Here is a 23426-nt window from a genome sequence, read left to right on the forward strand (position 1 = left end):
AGGTGACCTTTATCAATTCGCGGTCAACTGGGCCTTTGAATAAAACCCGTCGTCGGCCAGCACCTGCACGTTGGCCTTCGTCAGCGGAATGGGTTTCAGCAGCAGTGTGGGCACCTGTTTCGCGCCGTTGTTGTACTGCGAATTGAAGCCTGGCTTCTCGTTGCGCACCAGCTGCACCGACAGCTTCGCCGCTTCGGTGGCGATGAGCTTCAGCGGCTTGTACACCGTCATGGCCTGGGTGCCGGCGATCACGCGCTTCACCGCGGCCAGGTCGGCATCCTGGCCGGAGACCGGCACCTTGCCCTGCAGCTTCTGCGAGGTCAGCGCCTGGATCGCGCCGCCGGCCGTGGCATCGTTCGATGCGACGATGGCGTCGATCTTGTTGTTGTTCGCGGTCAGCGCATTCTCGACGATGGACATCGCCTCCGAAGCGCTCCAGTCCTTCACCCACTGCTTGCCGACCACCTTGATGTCGCCCTTGTCGATCAGCGGCTGCAGCACCTTCAGCTGGCCCTCGCGCAGCATCTTGGCGTTGTTGTCGGTCGGCGCGCCGCCCAGCAGGTAGTAGTTGCCTTTCGGCTTGATGGCCTTGATGGCTTCCGCCTGCAGTTCGCCCACCTTCTGGTTGTCGAACGAGATGTACGCATCCACGTCGGAGTTCAGGATCAGCCGGTCGTACGACACCACCTTGATCTTGGCTTTCTTCGCCTCCCGGATCGCGTTGTTCAGTACCGTGGCGTTGTAGGGCACGATCACCAGCACGTCCACGCCGCGCGAGATCAGGTTCTCGATCTGCGAGATCTGGCGCTGTTCGCTGGCATCGGCCGACTGCACATAGACCTTGGCGCCGAGGCGCTCGGCTTCCTTGACGAAGTAATCGCGGTCGCGCGTCCAGCGCTCGAGGCGCAGGTCGTCGATGCAGAAGCCGATTTTCGGATTTTTCGCATCCGCCAGGGCGGCGGTGGAGGTAAGGGCGAGCAGGACGCTCGCGATGGCGATCTTCAACTTCATGTGTGTCTCCTAAGATGGGTGGCCGGTGGCCTGTTGTTGTTATCTTTGGATGAGTGATGCGCGTTTTGGTGTTCGGTACGGTTCCTGTTTGATGCTTGATGTTGCTAGTAATTGTTCGATGTTGCAGACGGCGTCCGCGTCACAGGGGTCTGTCCCCGGTAAGTGTTGGCGAGTGCTTTTGCCGTTGGCGCCGTCAGGGGACTGACCCCGGTTTTTGCCGGCGTGCTGATGCATCCAGTAAAAACCGGGGTCAGTCCCCTTGTGACGCTGGTGGCAAGCACTAGTGCCAGCACTTACCGGGGACAGGAAGGAGTGATCCCTTGCAAGGAATCACCGCTACGCAGGCGAGGAGCATGCTCCTCGAAACCCCTGCTTCGCCCCCTGCGGATCCACCGTTAGTGGTCAATCAGTGGTTATGCCTCGGCAGCACGCCCGCGACGTTCTTGTACTCCAGCGCCAGCTCCATGCAGGCGCCCGACTGCATCTGCCCGACGGTGGAGCGGTAGATCTGCTGCCACGGCGTCTGGCTGGCCGGGAAGGCCGGGATGCCGTCGCCCTTGCGCCGTTCGATCTCGGCGTCGTCGACCAGCATGTTGGCGGTGCCGTTGTTCAGGTCGATGCGCACGGTGTCGCCGGTGCGGATCCAGGCCAGGCCGCCGCCCACCGCCGATTCCGGCGAGGCGTTCAGGATCGACGGACTGTCCGACGTGCCGGACTGGCGGCCGTCGCCCAAGGTCGGCAGGTTCTTCACGCCGCGCTTGATCAGCGCGTCGGGCGGTTGCATGTTGACGACTTCGGCCGAACCGGGCCAGCCGATCGGGCCGGCGCCGCGGATCACCAGGATGCAGTCCTCGTCGATGTTCAGCGACGGATCGTTGATGCGCTTGTGGTAGTCGTCCGAACCGTCGAACACGATGGCGCGGGCTTCGAACACGCCTTCGCTGCCTGGTTTGCTCAGGTAGCGCGCGCGGAATTCGTCCGAGATCACGGATGTCTTCATGATCGCGAAGTCGAACAGGTTGCCGGACAGGACGAAGAAGCCCGCCTTTTCCTTCAGCGGCGCGGCGAACGGCCAGATCATCTCGCGGTCGTTGGTTTCGCGGTTGACCAGGTTGTCCTTCATGGTCTTGCCGGTGACGGTGAGCCGGTCGGAACGCAGCAGGCCGTTCTGTTCCAGTTCCCACATCACGGCCGGCACGCCGCCGGCGCGGTGGAAGCGTTCGCCCAGGTACTTGCCCGAAGGCTGCATGTTCAGCAGCAGCGGCACGTCGTGGCCGTACTTCATCCAGTCTTCGGTATGGATTTCCACGCCGGCGTGCCGCGCCATCGCCATGATGTGCTGCTGCGCATTGGTGGAACCGCCGATCGCCGCGTTGGTGACGATCGCATCGAGGAACGCTTCGCGCGTCAGGATCGCCGTCGGGCGGATGTCCTGCTCGGCCAGCGCCACGATGCGGCGGCCGGTTTCGTAGGCCATCTGGCCCCGTTCGCGGTACGGTGCCGGGATCGCCGAGCAGCCGGTCAGCGACATGCCCAGCGCTTCGGCGATGGCGTTCATCGTCGAGGCGGTACCCATCGTGTTGCAGTGGCCGGCGGACGGCGCGGACGCGGCGGCGATTTCCAGGAACTTCTCGTTGTCGATCTCGCCGGCAGCCAGGCGGCGGCGGCCTTTCCAGATGGCCGCGCCGGAACCGACCAGCTCACCATCGAGCCAGCCGTCGAGCATCGGTCCGCCGGACAGCACGATCGCCGGGATGTCGACGGTGGCGGCAGCCATCAGCTGCGCCGGCGTCGTCTTGTCGCAGCCGGTGGTCAGCACCACGGCATCGATCGGATAGCCGTGCAGGATCTCCACCAGGCCCATGTAGGCCAGGTTGCGGTCGATCGCGGCGGTGGGGCGGCGGCAGTTCTCGAAGATGGGGTGCAGCGGGAATTCCATCGGAATGCCGCCGGCATCGCGGATGCCGTCGCGCACGCGCTTGGCCAAGTCCAGGTGGATGCGGTTGCACGGGCTGATGTCGCTGCCCGACTGGGCGATGCCGATGATCGGCTTGCCGCTGCGCAGCTCGTCGGGAGTGATCCCGTAATTCATGAAGCGCTCCAGGTACAGCGCGGTCATGTCGATGTGGTCGGGGTTGTCGAACCAGTCCTGGGAACGGTAACGGCGGGTCATTTTAGAATCCAATCATGTGCTGCGGCAGGCCGGGCACGTCGACGCGGAACGCGAACACGCCGCCCGCGAGCGGGGCGGCGGCACGTTCGTCGGGCGTGAGGCCTTTCGTGGCGGTCGTGGCAAAGGCGGTTTTCAGGTCCGGGCCGCCGAAGGCGATCTTGGTGATGTTCGGCACCGGGAAGTCGATGGTTTGCAGCAGCTCGCCGGCGGGCGAATAGCACAGCACGCGGGCGCCGCGGAACACCGCCACCCATACGTTGCCGGCGGCGTCGACGGCGCTGCCGTCCGGCCAGCCAGGTTCGGCGATGGCGGCGAACACCCGCTTGTTGGCCAGCGTGCCCTCGGCGCTCGCGTCGAACGCGTAGACGGTCTTGCCGAAGGTGTCGGTGTGGTAGAAGGTCTGGCGGTCCGGGGAAAACGCCGGGCCGTTGGTGATGATGATGCCGTCGTCATGCTTTGTCAGTTCGCCGTCGTAGCGGTACAGGGCGCCGCTGGCCGACGCTTCGGCATTGTCCATCGAACCGAACCACACGGCGCCGTCATGCGCCACGTGGCCGTCGTTCAGGCGGTTGCCCGGGCGGTCCGCTTCGAACTCGGTGACCGGGGTGAACTCACCCGTCGCCGGATCGAAGTGCACCAGCTTGCCGGCCAGGCCGCAGACGAAGCCGCCGCGTTCGGCGGGCAGGGCAAAGCCGGTCTCGCCCGGCATGTCCCAGGTCTGGCGGTTTTCACCGTGCGCATCGCAGCGGTGCAGCTTGTGCTGCTTGATGTCGACGAAGTACAGCATCTGCTCGGCCGGATGCCAGATCGGGCCTTCGCCCAGCGTGGCTTCCAGCGGCCAGATGCACTCGGGCGCCGCTTTGGCCACGGACGTCATTTGCCGTCTCCGTACCAGCCGGCGTCGACGAAGTAATCGCGGCCGGTGCAGCGCGATGCCTGGTTCGACGACAGGAACAGCGTCAGCGCCGCCACGTCTTCCGGCTCGATGCGCTCCTTCAGCAGCTGGGACGCCATGATCTGCGCTTCGCCTTCCGGCGTGTACCACAGCGCCATCTGCTTCGGCGTCTTCACCGAACCGGGAATGACCGTGTTGACGCGGATGCCGTCGTTGCCCAGGTCGCGGGCCAGGCCGCGCGTCAGGCCTTCGATGGCCGCCTTGGCGGTCATGTACAGGGTCAGCTGCGGCAGCGCCAGGTACCAGGAGATCGAACCGAAGTTCAGGATCACGCCGCCGCCGTTCTTCTTCATGCCCGGCGCCACGGCCTGCGCGCAGAAGAACTGGTGGCGCAGGTTGACGGCCAGGCTGTCGTCCCAGTACTGCGGCGTGACGTCGGCCACGGCGTGGCGGTGGTCGTTGGCCGCATTGTTGATCAGGATGTCGACGCCGCCGATCTCGCGCTCGATGTCTGCAAACGTTTTCTTCAGCTCATCAATGTTCGTCATGTCGCAGTGGAGGTAGCGCGGCTGGTGCGCCGCGCCAGGGTAGCTGGCGGCCAGTTGCTGCGACGGTTCGTCGGCGATGTCCAGGAACACCACCTGCGAGCCTTGCCTGACGTACGCATCGACGATCCCCGCGCCGATGCCGGTGCCGCCGCCGGTGACGACGACACGCTTGTTCTTCAGGTCGGGGTAGGTGGCGTATTCGAATGGTTGCCTTGTTTCGCCAGCCATCATTTTTCTCCAGTTGCTTTGGTTGCTGCAGTCACATTCCCCAGCAAGCCGCGGCGTGCCAGGTTGTTGTACAGGGCGCGAACGCCGAACGTCCATGGCGCGATCTCGTCGCTCCGGTGAACGTGGTTGATCAGGGCCCCCAGTGCCGGGCTCGCGATGGTGACGCGGTCGCCCTTGTGGTGCGTGAACCCGCCGCCCTTGGCGTCGCGGTCCTTGATAGGGGAGAACATGGTACCGAGGAACAGCATGAAGCCGTCCGGGTACTGGTGGTGCGCGCCGCAGGTCTGGCCGATCAGGTCGAGCGGATCGCGGCTGATCTGTTTCATCAGGCTCACGCCGTCGAGCACGAACTCGTCGTCCGCGCCTTCGATGGTCAGGCGCACTTCGGCATTGCGCACGGTGTCGAGCGAATACTTGTCGTCGAACAGGCGGATGAACGGGCCGATCGCGGTGGAGCCGTTGTTGTCCTTGGCTTTGCCGAGCAGCAGCGCGCTGCGGCCTTCGATGTCGCGCAGGTTGACGTCGTTGCCCAGCGTGGCGCCGACCGGCTTGCCCTGGCTCGTCACGGCCAGCACGATTTCCGGCTCCGGGTTGTTCCACTTCGATTCCGGGTGCAGGCCCACGTCGGCGCCGAAGCCCACCGCCGACATCGGCTGCGACTTCGAGAACACTTCCGCATACGGGCCGATGCCCACTTCCATGTACTGCGACCAGGCGCCGCGGCTGATGAATTCCTGCTTCAGCTGTTCGGCCTGCGGCGAACCGGGCTTGATGCTGGAAAGGTCGGCGCCGATCGATGCCAGCAGCTCGCCGCGCAACTGTTCGGCGCGGGCCGGATCGCCGTTGGCCTGTTCCTCGATGACGCGTTCCAGCAGGCTGACGGCGAACGTCACGCCGCAGGCCTTGATGGCCTGCAGGTCGTTCGGTGCCAGCAGGCGCGGCACGTCCGCGGCCGGGTTGGCCGACAGCGCGTTCTCGATCAGCTTTTCCACGCGGCCCAGCGATTCGCCCGGTGCCGAGCGAACGATGGCGACCCGGTCGTCGCGTTCCAGCAGTTCGGCAACCGTCGACGCGTGGCGCGTGATGTCGAACACTTCGCCATTGCGGACGGCGACGACGGCGGGGCCGTCGATGTCACCGCTCCGCCAGACGCGGCCGACGAGCAAAGCCTGCGGCAGGTCGGCAGGCAACAAAGTCAAGGCTGGCGCTTCCTTCATGTGAGTCTCCTCTTGTTCTGGTTATGGATGAAAAAACCGGATCGTATCAGCGGCCGAGACTCGGCAGCCGGGGCGAATAGGTCCATCCGGGAATTAAATATTGCATGGCCATCGCATCGTCGCGCGCGCCGGTGCCGACTTTCCTGTAAAGCTCGTGCGCGGCGGCGATGCGGTCCAGGTCCGGTTCGATGCCCAGGCCGGGGCGATCGGGTACGGCGACTTCGCCACCGACGATCTGCAGCGGCTCGCGGGTCAGGCGCTCTTGCCCTTCCTGCCAGATCCAGTGCGTGTCGATCGCCGTGATGCGGCCCGGCGCGGCGGCGGCCGCGTGCGTGAACATCGCCAGCGACACGTCGAAGTGGTTGTTCGAATGGGAGCCCCACGTCATGCCCCATTCCTGGCACAGCTGGGCAAGGCGCACCGAACCCTGCATGGTCCAGAAGTGCGGGTCGGCCAGCGGGATGTCGACGGCGCCCAGCAGGTGCGAATGCGCCATTTGCCGCCAGTCGGTGGCGATCATGTTGGTGGCGGTCGGCAGGCCGGTGGCGCGCTTGAATTCGGCCATGATCTCGCGGCCCGAGTAGCCGTTCTCCGGGCCGCACGGGTCTTCGGCATACGCCAGCACGTGGCCCTGGTTGCGGCACAGGCGGATCGCTTCATCGAGAGACCAGGCACCGTTCGGATCGAGCGTGACGCGGGCATCGGGAAAGCGCTGCTTGATGGCGGTGACGGCGGCGATTTCTTCCTCGCCGCGCATTACGCCGCCCTTCAGCTTGAAGTCGCGGAAGCCATAGCGGGCCACCGTGGCTTCGGCCTGCTCGACGATGGCCTGCACCGTGATGGCTTCCTGGTGACGCATGCGATACCAGTCGTCCGCCTTGCCCGAGCCCTCAAGGTAGGGCAGGTCGGTGCGCGTGCGGTCGCCGATATAGAACAGGTAGGCGAGCATCGGCACCCGGTCGCGCTGCTGGCCGCTGCCGAGCAGTTCGCAGACGGGCACGCCGAGGTGCTGGCCCAGCAGGTCGAGCAGCGCGGCCTCGATCGCCGTGACGACGTTCTCGAGGCGCAGGTTGATTTCATGGGGTTGCTTGAGCACCGCCGCCTCGGCTGCCGAGGTGACCTGGTGCTGCAGCGTTTGCGGGCCGCTGGCTTTTCCGCCGATGCCTTCGCGTACCGCGTTCAGGGTGCGGTTGAAGCGGCCGATCTGCGTGCCGACCACGCGGGGAATCGAATTTTCCAGCGCCTTCGTGATGCCGGCGCCGCCCGGTACTTCGCCGATGCCGGTGTTGCCCGCGCTATCGGTCAGCAGCACGAGCGTGCGCAGGAAATAAGGGCCGTGCGCGCCGCACAGGTTGAACAACATGCTGTCGTGGCCGGCCACTGGAATCACCTGCATCGCGGTGATCACGGGCGTTTTTGTCCCCACATTCGTCTCGTTATTATATGTTGCCTGTACCATCGGCTTAACCTAAAATGAATAGCGCTAACATTTTGCAGTGTGCGGCATTTGGAATGCCAAGTCAACATATCCGCGCTGTAAAGATGGGCAATTCGGATGGTAAAGATAGCGCTACGACATCCGGCGTGAACCGCACGCCGCTCGATACGGACAAAGTGCTGGAAAGCAACTTCCAGACACGATAAAAACGGAGACAACATGCAGAAAACGCAGATGCACCTGGCCGCGCTCGCGGCCGGCCTGCTGCTGGCCGCCAGCGCGGCAACGGCCGCCGATTCACCGAAAAAATGGCACTGGGTCGCCTCGTGGGGCGCGGCCCAGATGGTGCCCGAAGGGCCGAACGAACTGCCGCAGGAGCACTGGCGCGACGCCACGCTGCGCCAGATCGTGCACGTGGCGCTGGGCGGTGAAAAACTGCGCGTCCGTATCAGCAATGCGTTCGGCACCACGCCGCTGACGGTGGAAGCGGCCGGCATCGGCCTGGCGAAGGCGCCCGGCAATCCGGATATCGATCCGCAATCGGCCAAGGCGCTGACCTTCGGCGGCCGTCCCTCCGTCATGATCCCGGCCGGCGCCGAGTACTACAGCGACGTGGTCGCCCTGCCGCACAAGGCCGGCGCCGATATCGCCGTGTCTCTGTACTTCAATGGCGCGCCGTCGAAGCAGACCGGTCACCCGGGCTCGCGCGCAACGAGCTTCGTGGCCAAGGGCCAGCGCACGCTCGATGCGGCATGGAGCGGCGCCGAGAAGATCCCGCGCTGGTACATGCTGGCCGACGTCGAAGTGCAGGCGCCGCGCGACGTGGGGGCCGTGGTTGCCGTCGGCGATTCGATCACCGACGGCTACGGCACCACGACGGACGGCAACGACCGCTGGCCGGACGTGCTGGCCAGCCGCATCGCGCAGGGCGGCAAGGCGATGGGCGTCGTCAACGTGGGCATCGGCGGCGGCCGGATGCTGCGCGACGGCCTGGGCCCGAACCTGGCGTCGCGCTTCGACCGCGACGTGATCGGCCGTGCCGGCGTCACGCACGCGGTCGTGATGATCGGCGTGAACGACCTGGGCGGGCAGCACCGCAACGGCGAGGACATCCCGGCCGCGCGGGCCAAGCTGGTCGAGGATCTGCAGCAGGCGCATCGCCAGCTCGTCGAGCGCGCCCATGCGCACGGCATCTGCGTGATCGGCGGCACCGTCACACCGTATGCCGGCAGCGACTACTACCGTCCCGCCGCCACCAACGAGGCGGATCGCCAGCAGCTGAACGACTGGATCCGCAAGTCCGGCGTGTTCGACGCGGTGGCCGACTTCGACGCGGCGCTGCGCGACCCGCAGCAGCCGGACAAGCTGCGCAAGGAATACGACAACGACGGCCTGCATCCGTCGATCGCCGGCCTGCGCGCGATGGCCGAAGCGGTGCCGCTGAAGGCGCTGCGCACCAGCTGCGGAGCCGGGCAATGACGCGCGCCATGCTGAAGGCCGCGGCGTTCGCCGGCGCGTTCCTGCTTGCCGCGGGAACCCAGGCGGCCGAAACCTATCGCAATCCCGTCATCACCGGCTTTCACCCGGATCCCAGCATCTGCCGCGTCGGCAAGGATTACTACCTGGCCAACAGTACCTTCGAGTACTTCCCCGGCGTGCCGATCTTCCACAGCCGCGACCTGGTCAACTGGAAGCTGATCGGCCATGCGCTGACGCGCGAATCGCAACTGCCGCTGAAGGGCCAGCGCTCCTCGCGCGGCATCTATGCGCCGACCTTGCGCTGCGTGGGCGACACCTTCTACATGATCACCACCAACGTCGAAACCGGCGGTAATTTCATCGTCCACACGAAGGACCCGGCCGGGGAGTGGTCGGAACCGGTGTGGCTGAAGGAAAAGACGCCATGGATCGACCCGTCGCTGTTCTTCGACGACGACGGCACGGTGTACTACACGCGGCACGACGGCGGAGAAAAGGGCGGCATCGTGCAGTCGCGCATCGACGTGAGGACCGGCACGCTGCTCGATGAACCGAAGCGGATCTGGAACGGTACCGGCGGCGTGTGGCCGGAAGGCCCGCACCTGTACAAGGTCGACGGCTGGTATTACCTGATGATCGCCGAAGGCGGCACCTCGTACGAGCACATGATCACGGTGGCGCGCTCGAAGTCGCCGTTCGGGCCGTTCGAGGCGCACAAAGGCAACCCGATCCTGTCGCACCGCGATCATCCGGAATCGCCATTGCAGGCCACCGGCCACGGCGACCTGGTGCAGACGGACGAAGGCAAATGGTGGATGGTGCTGCTGGGCGTGCGGCCCAACGATCAAAGTGGCAAGCGCAAGCATCACCTTGGCCGGGAAACACTGCTGGCGCCGGTGACGTGGCAGGATGGCTGGCCCGTCGTCAACGGCGGAAAACCGCTGGCGCTGGAGATGAGCGCGGCCGGCCTGCCGCCGTTGTCGCCGCTGCCGAAGGCTCCGGTGCGCACGCAGTTCGACCAGCCGAAGCTGGACCTGCACTGGACGTTCGTGCGCGGCCCGTCTGCCGGCCTGTATTCGCTGGCGGCGAGGCCCGGCTTCCTGCGCCTGAACGGCAACCAGGCCACGCTGGACGACGTGGCCACGCCGGCCTTCGTGGCACGGCGCCAGCAGCACCTGAACGCCCGCATCGCCGCGCGCATGGATTTCAAGCCGGAAGGGGCGGGCCAGTATGCCGGCATTGCACTGCGGATGAACGAAGCCAATCACTATCAATTGCGGATCGGCGGCAGCCAGGCGGCCCGGCGCATCGAGTTCGTCACGCGGGTCAAGGGAGAAAGCAAAGTGGTAGCCTCGACCGCGCTGCGTCCCGGTGCGGTGGACCTGCAGGTGCGCGCATGGCCCGACCGCTACGAATTCAGCTATCTGCAGGACGGCGGCAAGCCGGTGGTGCTGGGAAGCGCGCCGACCGCGGCGCTGTCGTCGGAAGACGCGGGCGGCTTTACCGGCGTGTTTGCCGGCGTGGTCGCGACCGGTGCGCCGGCCGATGTGGACTGGTTCGACTACGAACCGCTGGGAGACTGATCGATGTTGTTGCGTTTCATTTTGCTGGCGCTGCTGCTCCAGCTGTCCGGCGCCGCGCAGGCGCTGGGCCAGAAGCCCTTCATCGCGTTCGAACGCGAACATGCCGATGCGGTAGAACTGCTGGCCAGGGGCAGGGCGGCGCCGATCTTCGTCGACGCCAATGATCACAAGGGCGTGCTGCGTGCGGCCGGCGACCTGCAGGCCGACCTTGCCCGCGTCGGTGGCGTGAAGCCGGTGCTGCGCCAGGTCCGAGATCGGGAAAAACCGGTCGGCATCGATATCGTCATTGCCGGCACCATCGGCAAGAGCGCGCTGATCGACGGCCTGGCGCAGTCCGGCATGCTCGACGTGGCGGCCATCCGCGGCAAGTGGGAAGGCTACATCGTGCGCACCGTTCGCAATCCGATGCCCGGCGTGCAGCGCGCGCTGGTGATCGCCGGCAGCGACAAGCGCGGCACGATCTACGGCATCTACGAAGTCTCCGAACAGATCGGCGTTTCGCCGTGGTACTGGTGGGCCGACGTGCCGCCGGTACAGCGCAAGTCGCTGTACGCGCAGGCCGGCACGGCGCTGCAGGATGCGCCGGTGGTGCAATACCGCGGCATCTTCCTGAACGACGAGGCGCCGGCGCTGACCGGCTGGGCCAAGGAACGCTACGGCGGCTACAACAGCAAATTCTACAAGGGCGTGTTCGAGCTGATCCTGCGCCTGCGCGGCAATTATCTGTGGCCGGCGATGTGGGATGCCGCCTTCTTCGACGACGACCCGGAAAACGGCCGGCTGGCCGACGAATACGGCATCGTCATGGGCACCTCGCACCACGAGCCGATGATGCGCGCCCACAAGGAGTGGTCGCGCTACGGCAAGGGACCGTGGGACTACAGCCGCAACGAGAACGTGCTGAAGGACTTCTGGCGCGACGGCCTGAAGAAGACGCGCGGCTACGAAAAGGTCGTCACGCTCGGCATGCGCGGCGATGGCGACGAGCCGATGTCGCAGGATGCCAATGTCGCGCTGCTCGAGAAAATCGTGTCCGACCAGCGCAGGATGATCGGCGAGGAACTGGACCCCGACATGGCGAAGGTGCCGCAGGCATGGGCGCTGTACAAGGAAGTGCAGGATTACTACGAGCAGGGCATGCGCGTACCGGACGACGTGCTGCTGCTGTGGTGCGACGACAACTGGGGCAATATCCGCCGCCTGCCGACTGCGCAGGAACGCAAGCGGGCCGGCGGCGCCGGCGTGTATTACCACTTCGACTACGTGGGCGGGCCGCGCAACTACAAATGGCTGAACGTGACGCCGCTGCCGAAAGTGTGGGAGCAGATGCACCTGGCCTGGAAGCATGAGGCGACGCGCATGTGGATCGTCAACGTGGGCGACCTGAAGCCGATGGAAGTGCCGATGGAGTTCTTCCTGTCGTATGCGTGGAACCCGGCTGCCTGGCCGGCCGACCGCCTGCAGGAATACCTGCGGCTGTGGGCGGCGCGCGAGTTCGGCGCACGCGATGCGGCGGACATTGCCGACATCGTGGCGAAGTACGCCAAGTACAACGGCCGCCGCCGGCCGGAGATGCTGGAGCCGGACACCTACAGCCTGGTGAACTACGGCGAATCGGCTCGCATCGTGGCCGAGTACCGCGAACTCGAGGCGCGTGCCGAGAAAATCTCCTCCGGCCTGCCGAAGGAACGCCGCGATGCGTTCTACCAGCTGGTGCTGCACCCGGTGAAGGCGGGCGCCATCGTCAACGAGCTGTATGCGGCGGCGGGCCTGAACCGGCTGTATGCGAAACAGGGCAGGGCGGCGGCGAACGACATGGCCGAACGCGCCCGCGCGCTGTTCCGCGACGACGCCGCGCTGACGCGACGCTACCACGCGATCAATGGCGGCAAGTGGAACCACATGATGGCGCAGACCCACCTGGGCTACACGTACTGGCAGCAGCCGCCGGTCAACGTGATGCCGGCCGTCAGCGAAGTGCAGGTACCGAAAGCCGGCGCGCTGGGCATCGCCGTCGAAGGCAGCGAAGGGGCCTGGCCGGATGCGCAGGGACTGAAGCTGCCGGCGCTCGATGCCTTCGAGCGCAAGCCGCGCGTGCTGGAACTGTTCAACCGGGGCGGCACGCCGTTCCGGTATTCGGTGCGCGCCAGCGAACCGTGGATCGTGCTCGACAGGACTGCCGGCACAGTGGACAAGGTGCAGCGCATCGTGGTCGATGCGCGCTGGGACCAGGTGCCGGCAGGTGTGAAGAATGCCACCCTGGTCGTCACCGGTCCGAACGGTGAAGCGAAGATCGAAGTGCCGGTGCACAAGCCGGCCGGTGTCGTGCCGGTGCGGGGCTTCGTGGAAACCCATGGCGTGGTGTCGATCGAAGCCGAGCACTATGCCCGCGCGGTGGCCGCGCCGGGGCGCGAGTGGCTCAACGTGCCGGACCATGGCCGTACGCTGTCCGGCATGACGACCCTGCCGGTCGATGCGCCGGCGCTGGCGCCGGCCGACGGCATGCGCCTCGAATACGACATGCACCTGTTCAGCAGCGGCAGCGTGAAGGTGCATGTCACCGTGGCGCCGACCCTGAAATTCCAGCCGGGCCAGGGCTTGCGCTACGCGATCGCGTTCGACGACGAGGCGCCGCAGATCGTCAACCTGCATGCCGACGCTTCCGAAAAATTCTGGGAAAAAATCGTCGGCGACGGTGCCGCTGTGTTCACGACGCGGCATGCGGTCGGCAAGCCGGGCGCGCATGTGCTGAAGATCTGGGCGGTCGATCCGGCGGTGGTGCTGCAGAAGGTGGTCGTGGATGCGGGCGGCATGAAGCCCAGCTATCTCGGGCCGCAGGAAAGCCCGCGCATCAAGTAAGGTGACGGCGGCGAGGCTGCCGCCGTCTGCTGCACCGGACGCCGCTCACCGAGCGGCGTCCGTTCATTCCCGTACCAGCACCTTGTCGAACGACACGGCCACGCCCTGGCTGCCCGATTTCACGCCCGCCTTGTTGACCCAGTACCAGCTCTCGCCCAGCACGGTGACCTTCATCGTGTAGCTGTCCTTCGGCAGGAGCGGGCTGACGAACTTCACGGTCGGCACCGTCACTTTCGAATACATGTCCACGTTTGCCGCCAGTACCGTGTCGCCGCGGCTGTTGGCCAGCGTGACGCGGGCATAGCCGCCATCGGCCGCGGCCACGCCGTACAGGCTGGCCTGCGTGCCGGTGAACTGCAGCGAGAACGAGGCGGCGCCGGCGTCGGCAACGCTGTGCGTTTGGGAGGGCATGCCGGGCGCCGTGCGGCGCTGCCATCCTGCGCTGTAAGCGACGCGCGCATCGGTGTCGTCGATCCCGGTGGCTGGCGGCGCGGCATTGCCGGCAATGCCCGTGCGGGTGTCGATGGTCCATGCTTCCTGGTAGCGCGGCAGCGAGATCGCGCCATCGCGCACGGTCAGCGGCTGCCACACATAGGTCGCGGCCGTCGCCTGCCGGGGGAAGGACCAGCGGTCCCCCATGAACATGTAGGTGGTGCCTTGCGAACCGGTGATCGGCAGCACGAACGTTACCTGGGAATTCCAGGTGAGCGTGCCCTCCGGCGCGATGGCGCCGCGCCGCGTCCACGGGCCCTTCAGCGACGGCGCGCTGTAGTAGTAGTTGTCGTTGCGTTCCCAGCCGGTCAGGTTCGAGCCGAGGAAGTAGTAGGTATCGCCGTCGCGGAACAGCGCGGGCGATTCAAAGCCATGCGCCATGGCCTGGTTGACGTGTTCGGCCACGCTGCGGAAATCGTCCGCCAGCCGGTAGATGTCGCCGCCGTGCAGCAGCACGTAGCCGGCCCCGTCCCTGTCCTGGAAGGCGCCCATGTCCCATTTCCTGATCGGCTTGCCATTGAACAGCAGCGGGCCCTGGAAGGCATACGGACCGGCGATGGATTTCGCCGTGGCGTAAGCGACGAACTGGCCGCGGTAATCCATCGAATCGGCGTGCATGAACATCACGTACTCGCCGGTGGCGGGCGACTTCATCACTTTCGGGCGTTCCCCCACGGTTTGCGGGCCGAGCGCGCCGGAGCGCTGGACCGGCAGCGCCACGCCTTCGAACTTCCAGTTGTACAGGTCAGTCGAGGAGTAGCAATTGAAACCGGTGAAGGCATTGGTGCCGTCGGCGTGGGCCTCGCCGAACAGGTAATACGTGTCGCCTTCCCGGACGATGTTGGCGCCATGCGCGCTGACTTCCTTGCCCCGGTCGTCGAACAGCGGCACGCCCGAATGCACGGCCGCGTAGTTGCCGGGCGCCTGGGCCATTGCCTGGGGCGCGGCAAGTGCCAGCAACAGGGGCAGGGACAGCGACAGCAGCGGGATCAGTGTTTTCATCGTTTCGGCCTTGGATGCGGAAGGCACATCGTGCATGCAATCGCGCGAGCCGGTGAAGGGAAGCGCACAAACATTCACGGTGTTGACCGATGTAACGCGGTGGGCCAGGCGATTGCTGCCCGCGCTCAACGTCGACAACAACTGGGGACAAAACTGGGGACGTACCCCTGTTTATGGGAAATTTCTGTGAAACCGGGACGTCCGGTGCGGGTGCACTGGATGTTTCCTGAAAACAGGGGTACGTCCCCTGTTTTTTTGCGGGGGACGCGGAGACGCGCTACGCCGCGCGCTTCGGCATCGCGCGCAGTGCGGCGGCGATGGCGTCGCGCAGCGGTTTCGAGCGCAGTTGCGCGTCGTACGGGCAGGGGCGCTGCGGCAGCTTGTCCTTGCGGGGTGCCTCGTCCCAGGTCTGCAGCCAGCTGACGTTGTCGGACAGCCCCCACAGCAGGAAGTCCTTCAGTTGCGGATACGACAGCGTGATGTCGAGGTAGTCCTTCGCCAGCGCCGCCACGCCGGCATCGCGCATCGCGAAGTCGGCCGGGAGCATGCGGTCGTTGACGTCGAACTCGGTGATCAGCAGGTCGTACCCCATGCCGGTGACTTCATCGAGGAAGGCGCGCCAGTCCCGTTCCGGATTGGTTTTCTGCTTGGCGTCGTCCCACGAACCGATATGGCTCTGGATGCCCAGCGCGTGCACCGGCGTGCCGCGCTTCTTCAGTTCCGCCAGCATCTTCAGCACTCCGGCGCGGTGCTTCGTGCTGCCGGCGTCTTCGCGCATGTAGTCGTTGTAGACCAGTTGCGCATGGGGCGCCTGCTCGCGCGCCACACGGAAGGCGAAGTCGATCTGCTCGATCGCGCCCATCCGCTGCGTGAACACGTTGGCGCGCATCTCGCCCGTTTCCGGCTCCACCGCCTCGTTGACCACGTCCCAGCTGTAGATCCCGGTGCCGTAGTGCTTGCAGACCGTGGTGATGTGTTCGCGCAGCAGGCGCTCCGCCTCGGCGCTGCCCTGGCCGAAGTCGTGCGCGTTGACCCAGGCCGGCAGCCATTTCGCCGGCTGCCACACCAGCGTGTGGCCGCGCACCTGCATGCCTTCCTTGCGGGCCCACGCGAACATCTCGTCGGCCGGGCCGAAATTGTGCCGGCCGCGCTGCGGCTCGAGCGCCGGCCACTTGGTTTCGTTCTCGGCGACGATGACGCCGCATTCGCGTGCCATCAGCGCACGGTGCGCCGGGTCCTTGAAATACTTGTAGCCGAGCGCGTTACCGAAGCGCAGGCCCTTGGCCGCGGCAAGCGCCTTCAGCGGTTCCGGGTCGGCGGCGAACAAAGGGGGCAGGGCGGCGGCGCAGGCGGTGCCGGCCAGCAGGCGCAGCATGTCGCGGCGGGTCGTGGTCATGTCGTCTCCTGTGCGGGTCACTGAAGCCCGCGATTTAGTTATGGCGTATGGCTGAAGGTTACGCTAACATCGTTTCTGGTGCAAACGGTTGCGCTACCAAAAAACAACGGAGACAAGATGCGAATGTTGAACCGGGTTGCCGGCGGCGACCTGCGCGGTGCGAAAAACAAGCGGCGTATCCTCGGCGGAGCACTGGCGGCGGTGGTGTCGCTGGTGGTGGTGCTGGCGCCTGTTCAGGCGGCGGAAGAGGATGGCTACGAACTCTGGTTGCGGTACCGTCCAGTGCAGCAGGCTGGCCAGCTGCAGCAGCAGGCGCGGACGATCAGCTACGCCGGCAAGGCCTCGCCGACGATCCAGGCAGCCATCGACGAACTGCGCCGCGGCCTGCAGGGCATGGCGGGCAAGGCACCCGCGTCCGCCACGTCGGTCGGCGACGGCGCCATCGTGCTGGCCAAGGCCGGCGCGCTGCCGCAGGGCTTCAAGGCCGACGGCCTGGCGGCGCTGGGCCGCGAAGGCTACCTGCTCAAGAGCGCCAGCGTGAACGGCAAGCGCGTCACGGTGATCGCCGCCAACGAGGATATCGGTTTGCTGTACGGCGCTTTCGGCCTGCTGCGCGCGGTAAGCACCGGCAAGGCGCTGGCCGCGATCGACGAGCGGTCGGCGCCGAAGCTGCAGCTGCGCGTGCTGAACCACTGGGACAACCTCGATCGCACCGTGGAACGGGGCTATTCGGGCCAGTCGATCTGGAACTGGTGGGAGCTGCCCGACATCCGCGAGCGGCAATACGTCGACTATGCGCGCGCCAATGCGTCGCTGGGCATCAACGGCACGGTGCTGAACAATGTCAATTCCAAGGCCGAGATCCTGACCGCGCCATGGATCGCCAAGGTGGCCGCGCTGGCCGACGTGCTGCGGCCGTACGGCATCAAGGTCTACCTGTCGGCGCGCTGGTCGACGCCGCTGGAACTGAAGGAAACGACGACGGCCGATCCGCTGGCGCCCGAGGTGGCGGCATGGTGGCGCGCCAAGGCTGACGAGATCTACCGCGCCATCCCCGACTTCGGCGGCTTCCTGGTCAAGGCCAACTCCGAGGGGCAGCCCGGCCCGCAGGATTACCATCGCACCCACGCCGACGGTGCCAACATGCTGGCTGCCGCGCTGGCGCCGCACAAGGGCATCGTGATGTGGCGCGCGTTCGTGTACGCGGCCGAGAAGCCGGATGACCGCGCCAAGCAGGCCTACGACGAGTTCAAGCCGCTGGACGGCAAGTTCGCCCCGAACGTGATGGTGCAGGTGAAGAATGGCGCGATCGACTTCCAGCCGCGCGAACCGTTCCACCCGCTGTTCGGCGCCATGCCGCACACGCCGCTGATGATGGAGTTCCAGATCACCAAGGAGTATCTGGGCTTCGCGATGCACATGGCGTATCTCGGCCCGCTGTTCGAGGAAGTGCTGAAGGCCGACACGCAACAGCGGCCGAACGGCTTTACGGTGGCGCAGGTATTGGAGGACACCGAGCATGGCCGGCGCCCGACCGGCATGGCCGGCGTGGCCAATATCGGCAGCTCGCGCACTTGGAGCGGTTCGCATTTTGACCAGGCCAACTGGTATGCGTACGGCCGCTTTGCCTGGGACCCGCAGGGCGATTCGCGCGCCTTCGCGCAGGAATGGGCGATGCAGACCTTCAGCCGCGAGCCGCAGGCCGTCACGCAGATCGTCGACATGATGATGCGTTCGCGCGAAGCGGTCGTCGATTACATGACGCCGCTCGGCCTGCACCACCTGATGGATACCGGCCACCACCATGGTCCCGGTCCATGGGTCGACAACCTGGGCCGTCCGGACTGGAACCCCACCTACTACCACAAGGCCGACAAGAAAGGCATCGGCTTCGACCGCACGGCCAGCGGTTCGAATGCGCTGGCGCAGTATGCGCCGGGCGTGGCGGCACGCTGGTCCGATCCGCGCACCACGCCGGAAGAGCTGCTGCTGTGGTTCCATCACCTGCCGTGGGATTACGCGATGCCGTCCGGCCGCACCTTGTGGACCGAACTGGTGGCCCGCTACGACCGCGGCGTGAGCGAGGCGGAAGGCTTGCGCGCCCGCTGGGAGAAATTGAAACCGCTCGTGGACGAGCGCCGCTACGACGAAGTCGCCCAGCGCCTCGACACGCAGGTGAAGGAAGCACGCTGGTGGCGCGACGCGTCGGTGGCGTACTTCCAGTCGGTTTCCGGGCTGCCGCTGCCGCCGGGCGTGCGCAAGCCGGAGCGCACGCTGGAGCAGTACAAGGCCATCAAGTTCCCTTACGCGGCCGGCCACCACTGAGCGTCGCCAGCGTTCAGGAGGATGCCGAACCATTGGCCGTGATGTCCGTGCGGCAGGGCATCGCGGCACGAATGAACGCCCGGGGCCGATGTGTGCGCTAACATCGGCCCCAGTTTCGGATGTTAGAATGATAAATGGAAGACACGCGCAGGCAAGCTGCCGCGAAGCCGGGCAGTGGCCGGCGGGCCTGGAGAAGCGCGTGTCGGAATCCGCACAATAACTATTCGATAAGTACAGTCCGATGACGAAAATACAGGCCAAGGCGCACGGCGGCACGCCAGCAGAAAAGGCGCCGGTTGCCGGGCGCGGCGACAAGCCGGGCGTGCCAACGATGTCCGACGTCGCCAAGCTGGCCGGCGTATCGCCGATGACGGTGTCGCGCGTGATGAACGGCGATCCGAACGTGCGCCCGGCCACGCGCCGCAAGGTGGACGAGGCCGTGGCGGCGCTGAACTACGTGCCGAACCAGGCGGCGCGGCGCCTCGCCGGCGCGCGTGCGATCCGCATCGGCTTCCTGTATTCGAATCCGTCGGCCGGCTACCTGAGCGAATTCCTCGTTGGCCTGCTGAACCAGGCCAGCATCCACAACGTGCAGCTCGTCGTCGAGAATTGCGAGGACGGGCACACGTGGGAAGCACATGCGCGCCGGCTGATCGAGAACGGCGTCGACGGCATCATCCTGCCGCCGCCGCTGTGCGACACGCCGGAACTGATCGAGCTGATTACGCAGGCGGACATGCCGGCGGCCACCGTTGCCTGCGGCCAGCCGGACCGGCGCGTGGGCGCCGTGTCGATCGACGACTACCACGCCGCCTACGACATGACGAGCCACCTGATCGCGCTGGGCCACCACCGCATCGGTTTCGTCATCGGCCACCCGAACCAGACTGCATCGGCGCGCCGCCTCGACGGCTACAAGGCCGCGATCGCCGACAAGGGCGGTGACGGCTCGCCCGAACTGGTGGTGCAGGGCATGTTCACTTACCGCTCGGGCCTCGACGCCGCCGAAATCCTGCTGGGGCTGGAACAGCGGCCCACCGCGGTCTTCGCCAGCAACGATGACATGGCCGCGGCCACCGTCGCGATTGCCCACCGCCTGGGCCTGGACGTGCCGGGCGACCTGACCGTGGCCGGTTTCGACGATACGGCGCTGGCCACCACCATCTGGCCCGAGCTGACGACCGTGCGCCAGCCCATCGCGCAGATGGCGGAAATGGCGGTGCAGTTCCTGGTGCGCCAGATCCGCGCCCAGCGCGACGGCGCCGTGCAGGAACCGGAACACATCGTGATGGATTTCTCCCTCATCCGGCGGCAATCCGACGCCGCCCCGCGGCGGCGGCCGAAGCTGGCCGGCAAATCGACCGAAGCGTAACTGCCGCTCTGAAATCAAAAAATGGGGACGGACCCTGTTTTTCAGGAAATTTCCTCAAAAACAGGGTCCGTCCCTGATTTCCATTTTCCGAGCAACATTTCCTGAAACCGGGGTCAGACCCCGATTCTAGGAAATATTTCCAAAACTTGGGGTCTGACCCCGATTCTCGGCAACTTTCTTGGGTGGTGGCTGCGTGATGGTGACGGTGCATGTGGTGCCGGCCACCAGCGGCACGCCGGGCGGGATGCTGTCGATGGCGATGCGGACCGGGATGCGCTGGGCCAGCCGGACCCAGTTGAACGTGGGGTTGACGTCGGCCAGCAGTTCGCGGCCGGTGGCGGCGTCGCGGTCGGTGATGCCGCGGGCGATGCTGTCGATGTGCCCGCGCAGCGCCACGCCATCCATCAGTTGCACGTCGACCGCGGCGCCCGGTTTCAGCAGCGGCAGCCGGGTCTCCTCGAAATACCCCATCACGTAGTATGAAGCGCTGTCGATCAGCGCCAGTTTCGGCGCGCCCACGGCGGCGAAGTCGCCGGGACGCACGTGCAGGTTCGTCACGTAGCCGGCGACCGGCGCCCTGACCACCGTGCGGGCCAGGTTCAGGCGCGCCAGCCGGCGTGCCGCCAGCGCGCCGCGGTACTGGGCGGCGGCGGCGTCGGCCGCGTAGATGGCGGATTCGCGGTGTTCGGCCGGGATCACGTCGTCGTCCAGGGCGGCGCGCCGTTTCGCCTCGCTGCCGCGGCGCGTGCGTTCCACTTCCTGCGTGGCCAGCGCGGCATCCGCCGTGGCCAGCGCGCTGGCATAGCGTGCGTCGTCGACGACGAACAGCACCTCGCCCTTGCGCACGAACTGGTTGTCGCGCACGCGCACCGCGGTGACGACGCCGGCCACGTCGGCGCCGATGGTGACCACGTCGGCCCGCACGCGCGCGTCGCGGGTCCAGGGCGCTTCCATGTAGTGATTCCATCCCGCGTGGCCGGCGTAGAGTGCGGCCGCCGCGAGCAGAAGGGTGATGGAGAGGCGAAACAGCTTGACGGCGAAGGTCACGGTGACGGATTCCAGTGCAGGTTATTGGTAGAGAAGGGTGGTGAGCCCGCCGAAGATGCAGACGAACAGCGCCAGGCGGGCCAGCGCAGGGTGCCACAGGCGGCGGTAGATGCCGGCGGCGCCGAGCAGCCGGTCCAGCGCGGCCTGCGCCAGCACGCAGGCAAGGAACAGCGGCAGCAGGGTGGGAATCAGCAGGCCGAAGAGCGGCAGTTCACGCGGCATCGGGGGCTCCATTCAGGGAAGGCTGCGGCACCTGGTCCAGCAGCGAGGTGTAGATCGAATGCAGGTCGGTCAGCGCGAGGCGCAGGCGGACGGCGTCGGCACCGGACGCGGTCGCCAGGCCGGCACGCACGACCGGGCCGGCGGCCCGCAGCGCGTAGATCGCGGCGGTGCGCGTGTCGTCGCGCGGAGCCGCCAGGTAGGCGGCAAGCGCCTGCAGCGTGGCCTTGCACGAACGGGCGACGGGACCGTCGGCCGTCATCCGCAGCAAGGCGCGCAGTTCGATGACGGCGTGGCCCAGTTCCAGCAGCGTCAGGCCCTGGCGCACCACGGCCAGCATGTCGGCGGACGGCATGGGGCCCGCTGCCGCGTTCAACTGCGCCAGCAGGTCGCGCACGCGGTTGTCGAAGCGGTGCCGCAGCCGCTCACCACGCCCGCGCAGCCTCGCCGTGCAGGTCGACAGCGCTTCGCGCCACAGGGCCGACGCCACGTGGGCGCGATTGCCCATCGTGTGCGCGGGCAGCACCACCTGGAAAATCGCCAGGGCCAGCAGCACGCCGGCCACCTGGCCCAGCATGTTGTTTAGCAGGGCACCGGCGTCATAGCGCATCAGGTTGGCCGGTGCCAGGAACTGGCTGCTGAACATCGCCAGGCCGATGCCGGTGCCGGTGCGCTTCGGGTCCGTCATCAGCCAGGCCGCGAAGGCCAGCAGCGGCGCCGTGGCCAGCATCATCGCCGGATAGCCGTCGGCGCGCGCGACCAGCAGGAATTCGGTGGCGCAGGTCAGCGGGACGCCGATCACGAAGCCAGCCAGCACCTGCCGCACCATCGCGGTGGGGCGCGGCGAGCCGGAAGCCAGCGCGCAGAAGATCGTCGTCATGACCAGGGCGTTGGCCAGCGGCGCCCACGCCAGCCAGTACCACAGCGTGGCGGCGGCCAGCATCGCGCAGGCGGCTCGCACGCCGCTGGCGGCCACGATGCCGGGCGGCGTCTTCGGCGCCCAGGCAAGCGCTGCACTCGCCTGCGTGCGCTTGCCGGTGGACAGATTCCGGTAGATGCCGGTGAATGCCGCCAGGTTGCCGGCGAAGCGCTCCGCCAGATCCGCCGCGGTCTCGAAGTCGATGCGCCAGCGTTGCGCGCGCTCATCGCCGTCCGGTGCGATGGCCGGCAGGCCCGCGCCGGCGCTGGCGGCGGCTTGCCGGATCGCGGCCGGAAGGGTGTCGAGGGGCGCGCCGGAAACCAGGGCGCCGGCCAGCCGCGCCTCCAGCGGTGCCACCAGCGCCGGCACCGGTGACGCGGTGTCGCGGCGCTGCCGGTGCAGCAGCCGGTGCAAGGTATGAAACGTGGTCAGCGCGGCCATGAAAGCGCCATTGAACGCGTGGAGCTGGCGTGTCTGCGCCGTTCCGGCTTCGAAGAACGCGGCGGCACGGCCCGATTCGATCGCCGCGATGTCGGCCGCGAAGCGCAGGTGATTCAGTTCCGCCTCGGCCGGCGGCAGCCGGTGTTCCAGCACCTGCCGGCAAAAATCCAGGAAGTGGCAGTAGCGCTCCTGCGCGGTGCGCATCACTTGCCGGCCGTGGTGCCGGGGCAGCAGCACGTCGTGCACGGCCGCCGCCACCAGTACGCCGAGGCCGACTTCGGTGGCGCGCGTGATGGCCAGCGCAAACACGCCGGCCGGCGCATCGAGCGCGGGCACGGCAATCATGCAGGCGGTGTACCCGGCCAGCACGAAGCTGTAGGACTGCTGGTTGCGGTGCATCGCGGCGCCCGCGGTGCACAGGGCGATCCACAGCGCGAGGCCGGCGAACAGCGGCGGGGCCTGCTGCGGAAACAGGGCTGCCAGCACCAGCGCGGCTGCGCAGCCGACGATCGTGCCGAGCAGGCGGTACAGTGCCTTTTCCAGCACCATGCCGGATGACGGCAGCGCCAGCACGAACGTGGTGGTCATGGCCGTCATCGGCGAGTCGAGGCCGAGGCGGAAAGCGAGCCACAGCGCGATGTATGCGGCCGCCAGCGTGCGCGCCACGAACAGGATGCGTACGCCGTCGGCGGCGGCCCAGCCGCGCAGTTCGCGGCGCAGCCAGTGAAAGACGGGGAGGGCGGAGCAAGCTGCGGATTCGGGTGTCATCGTTGTTCAACGAC

Annotated in this window: 16 protein-coding genes; 5 read left to right on the forward strand and 11 right to left on the reverse strand. The window is 66.8% G+C overall.

Annotated features, from left to right (window positions below; genetic code table 11):
* Positions 1–12: 12 nt before the first annotated feature.
* The 6 genes from xylF to ACY34H_RS09030 form a co-directional block, all read right to left on the reverse strand.
* Positions 13–1011, reverse strand: coding sequence for a D-xylose ABC transporter substrate-binding protein (gene xylF, locus ACY34H_RS09005; RefSeq protein ID WP_464977153.1), 999 nt, complete (start codon positions 1009–1011; stop codon positions 13–15).
* A 406-nt stretch (positions 1012–1417) separates the two neighbouring features.
* Complete coding sequence (locus ACY34H_RS09010; RefSeq protein WP_464977154.1) at positions 1418–3184, reverse strand: IlvD/Edd family dehydratase; 1767 nt, start codon at positions 3182–3184, stop codon at positions 1418–1420.
* A 1-nt stretch (position 3185) separates the two neighbouring features.
* Positions 3186–4061, reverse strand: a complete 876-nt coding sequence (locus tag ACY34H_RS09015; protein ID WP_464977155.1) for an SMP-30/gluconolactonase/LRE family protein — start codon at positions 4059–4061, stop codon at positions 3186–3188.
* Positions 4058–4855, reverse strand: coding sequence for an SDR family NAD(P)-dependent oxidoreductase (locus ACY34H_RS09020; RefSeq protein ID WP_464977284.1), 798 nt, complete (start codon positions 4853–4855; stop codon positions 4058–4060). Before ACY34H_RS09020 ends, ACY34H_RS09015 begins: the two co-directional genes overlap by 4 nt.
* Positions 4855–6072, reverse strand: coding sequence for a fumarylacetoacetate hydrolase family protein (locus tag ACY34H_RS09025; RefSeq protein WP_464977156.1), 1218 nt, complete (start codon positions 6070–6072; stop codon positions 4855–4857). Before ACY34H_RS09025 ends, ACY34H_RS09020 begins: the two co-directional genes overlap by 1 nt.
* A gap of 46 nt (positions 6073–6118) precedes the next feature.
* Positions 6119–7531, reverse strand: coding sequence for an enolase C-terminal domain-like protein (locus ACY34H_RS09030; protein WP_464977157.1), 1413 nt, complete (start codon positions 7529–7531; stop codon positions 6119–6121).
* Between the two features lie 198 nt (positions 7532–7729).
* On the opposite strand from ACY34H_RS09030, the gene ACY34H_RS09035 reads away from it, so the two are divergent.
* The 3 genes from ACY34H_RS09035 to ACY34H_RS09045 are packed head-to-tail and all read left to right on the forward strand — an operon-like array spanning position 7730 to position 13431.
* Positions 7730–8989, forward strand: a complete 1260-nt coding sequence (locus ACY34H_RS09035) for an SGNH/GDSL hydrolase family protein (protein WP_464977158.1) — start codon at positions 7730–7732, stop codon at positions 8987–8989.
* Complete coding sequence (locus ACY34H_RS09040) at positions 8986–10572, forward strand: glycoside hydrolase family 43 protein (protein ID WP_464977159.1); 1587 nt, start codon at positions 8986–8988, stop codon at positions 10570–10572. The genes ACY34H_RS09035 and ACY34H_RS09040 overlap by 4 nt, the downstream gene beginning before the upstream one ends.
* Positions 10573–10575: 3 nt before the next feature.
* Positions 10576–13431 carry a glycosyl hydrolase 115 family protein gene (locus ACY34H_RS09045; protein WP_464977160.1) on the forward strand — a complete coding sequence of 952 codons (2856 nt, stop codon included), beginning with the start codon at positions 10576–10578 and terminating at the stop codon, positions 13429–13431.
* A gap of 63 nt (positions 13432–13494) precedes the next feature.
* On the opposite strand, the gene ACY34H_RS09050 is transcribed toward ACY34H_RS09045, so the two are convergent.
* Together ACY34H_RS09050 and ACY34H_RS09055 are read right to left on the reverse strand one after the other, a co-directional pair.
* Positions 13495–14925 carry a family 43 glycosylhydrolase gene (locus ACY34H_RS09050; RefSeq protein WP_464977161.1) on the reverse strand — a complete coding sequence of 477 codons (1431 nt, stop codon included), beginning with the start codon at positions 14923–14925 and terminating at the stop codon, positions 13495–13497.
* A gap of 277 nt (positions 14926–15202) precedes the next feature.
* The gene (locus ACY34H_RS09055; protein ID WP_464977162.1) at positions 15203–16321 is read right to left on the reverse strand and encodes an endo-1,4-beta-xylanase; all 1119 of its coding nucleotides are present in this window, start codon (positions 16319–16321) and stop codon (positions 15203–15205) included.
* A 117-nt stretch (positions 16322–16438) separates the two neighbouring features.
* On the opposite strand from ACY34H_RS09055, the gene ACY34H_RS09060 reads away from it, so the two are divergent.
* A complete protein-coding gene (locus tag ACY34H_RS09060) occupies positions 16439–18646 on the forward strand; it encodes an alpha-glucuronidase family glycosyl hydrolase (protein WP_464977163.1) in 2208 nt (735 codons plus the stop codon).
* Between the two features lie 241 nt (positions 18647–18887).
* The gene (locus tag ACY34H_RS09065; protein WP_464977164.1) at positions 18888–20018 is read left to right on the forward strand and encodes a LacI family DNA-binding transcriptional regulator; all 1131 of its coding nucleotides are present in this window, start codon (positions 18888–18890) and stop codon (positions 20016–20018) included.
* Between the two features lie 126 nt (positions 20019–20144).
* Here the strand turns inward: ACY34H_RS09065 and ACY34H_RS09070 are convergent, their stop codons facing one another.
* From ACY34H_RS09070 to ACY34H_RS09080, 3 genes are read right to left on the reverse strand one after another with little or no spacing between them, the layout of a single operon-like run.
* On the reverse strand, positions 20145–21065 hold the full coding sequence (locus tag ACY34H_RS09070; protein ID WP_464977165.1) for an HlyD family secretion protein: 921 nt from the start codon (positions 21063–21065) through the stop codon (positions 20145–20147).
* Between the two features lie 21 nt (positions 21066–21086).
* Positions 21087–21287, reverse strand: a complete 201-nt coding sequence (locus ACY34H_RS09075; protein ID WP_464977166.1) for a DUF1656 domain-containing protein — start codon at positions 21285–21287, stop codon at positions 21087–21089.
* The gene (locus ACY34H_RS09080) at positions 21277–23412 is read right to left on the reverse strand and encodes an FUSC family protein (RefSeq protein WP_464977167.1); all 2136 of its coding nucleotides are present in this window, start codon (positions 23410–23412) and stop codon (positions 21277–21279) included. Before ACY34H_RS09080 ends, ACY34H_RS09075 begins: the two co-directional genes overlap by 11 nt.
* Positions 23413–23426 lie beyond the last annotated feature (14 nt).

It is taken from the genome of Pseudoduganella sp. jia 9 (genome assembly GCF_055502615.1).

What these genes read in the sequence shown, in the direction of transcription:
- ACY34H_RS09015 (WP_464977155.1), bottom strand. Translation starts at nt 4,061, where the DNA reads ATGACGTCCGTGGCCAAAGCGGCGCCCGAGTGCATCTGGCCGCTGGAA.
- ACY34H_RS09065 (WP_464977164.1), top strand. Translation starts at nt 18,888, where the DNA reads ATGACGAAAATACAGGCCAAGGCGCACGGCGGCACGCCAGCAGAAAAG.
- ACY34H_RS09055 (WP_464977162.1), bottom strand. Translation starts at nt 16,321, where the DNA reads ATGACCACGACCCGCCGCGACATGCTGCGCCTGCTGGCCGGCACCGCC.
- ACY34H_RS09025 (WP_464977156.1), bottom strand. Translation starts at nt 6,072, where the DNA reads ATGAAGGAAGCGCCAGCCTTGACTTTGTTGCCTGCCGACCTGCCGCAG.
- ACY34H_RS09080 (WP_464977167.1), bottom strand. Translation starts at nt 23,412, where the DNA reads ATGACACCCGAATCCGCAGCTTGCTCCGCCCTCCCCGTCTTTCACTGG.
- ACY34H_RS09020 (WP_464977284.1), bottom strand. Translation starts at nt 4,855, where the DNA reads ATGGCTGGCGAAACAAGGCAACCATTCGAATACGCCACCTACCCCGAC.
- ACY34H_RS09060 (WP_464977163.1), top strand. Translation starts at nt 16,439, where the DNA reads ATGCGAATGTTGAACCGGGTTGCCGGCGGCGACCTGCGCGGTGCGAAA.
- xylF (WP_464977153.1), bottom strand. Translation starts at nt 1,011, where the DNA reads ATGAAGTTGAAGATCGCCATCGCGAGCGTCCTGCTCGCCCTTACCTCC.
- ACY34H_RS09040 (WP_464977159.1), top strand. Translation starts at nt 8,986, where the DNA reads ATGACGCGCGCCATGCTGAAGGCCGCGGCGTTCGCCGGCGCGTTCCTG.
- ACY34H_RS09035 (WP_464977158.1), top strand. Translation starts at nt 7,730, where the DNA reads ATGCAGAAAACGCAGATGCACCTGGCCGCGCTCGCGGCCGGCCTGCTG.
- ACY34H_RS09010 (WP_464977154.1), bottom strand. Translation starts at nt 3,184, where the DNA reads ATGACCCGCCGTTACCGTTCCCAGGACTGGTTCGACAACCCCGACCAC.
- ACY34H_RS09050 (WP_464977161.1), bottom strand. Translation starts at nt 14,925, where the DNA reads ATGAAAACACTGATCCCGCTGCTGTCGCTGTCCCTGCCCCTGTTGCTG.
- ACY34H_RS09030 (WP_464977157.1), bottom strand. Translation starts at nt 7,531, where the DNA reads ATGGTACAGGCAACATATAATAACGAGACGAATGTGGGGACAAAAACG.
- ACY34H_RS09045 (WP_464977160.1), top strand. Translation starts at nt 10,576, where the DNA reads ATGTTGTTGCGTTTCATTTTGCTGGCGCTGCTGCTCCAGCTGTCCGGC.
- ACY34H_RS09075 (WP_464977166.1), bottom strand. Translation starts at nt 21,287, where the DNA reads ATGCCGCGTGAACTGCCGCTCTTCGGCCTGCTGATTCCCACCCTGCTG.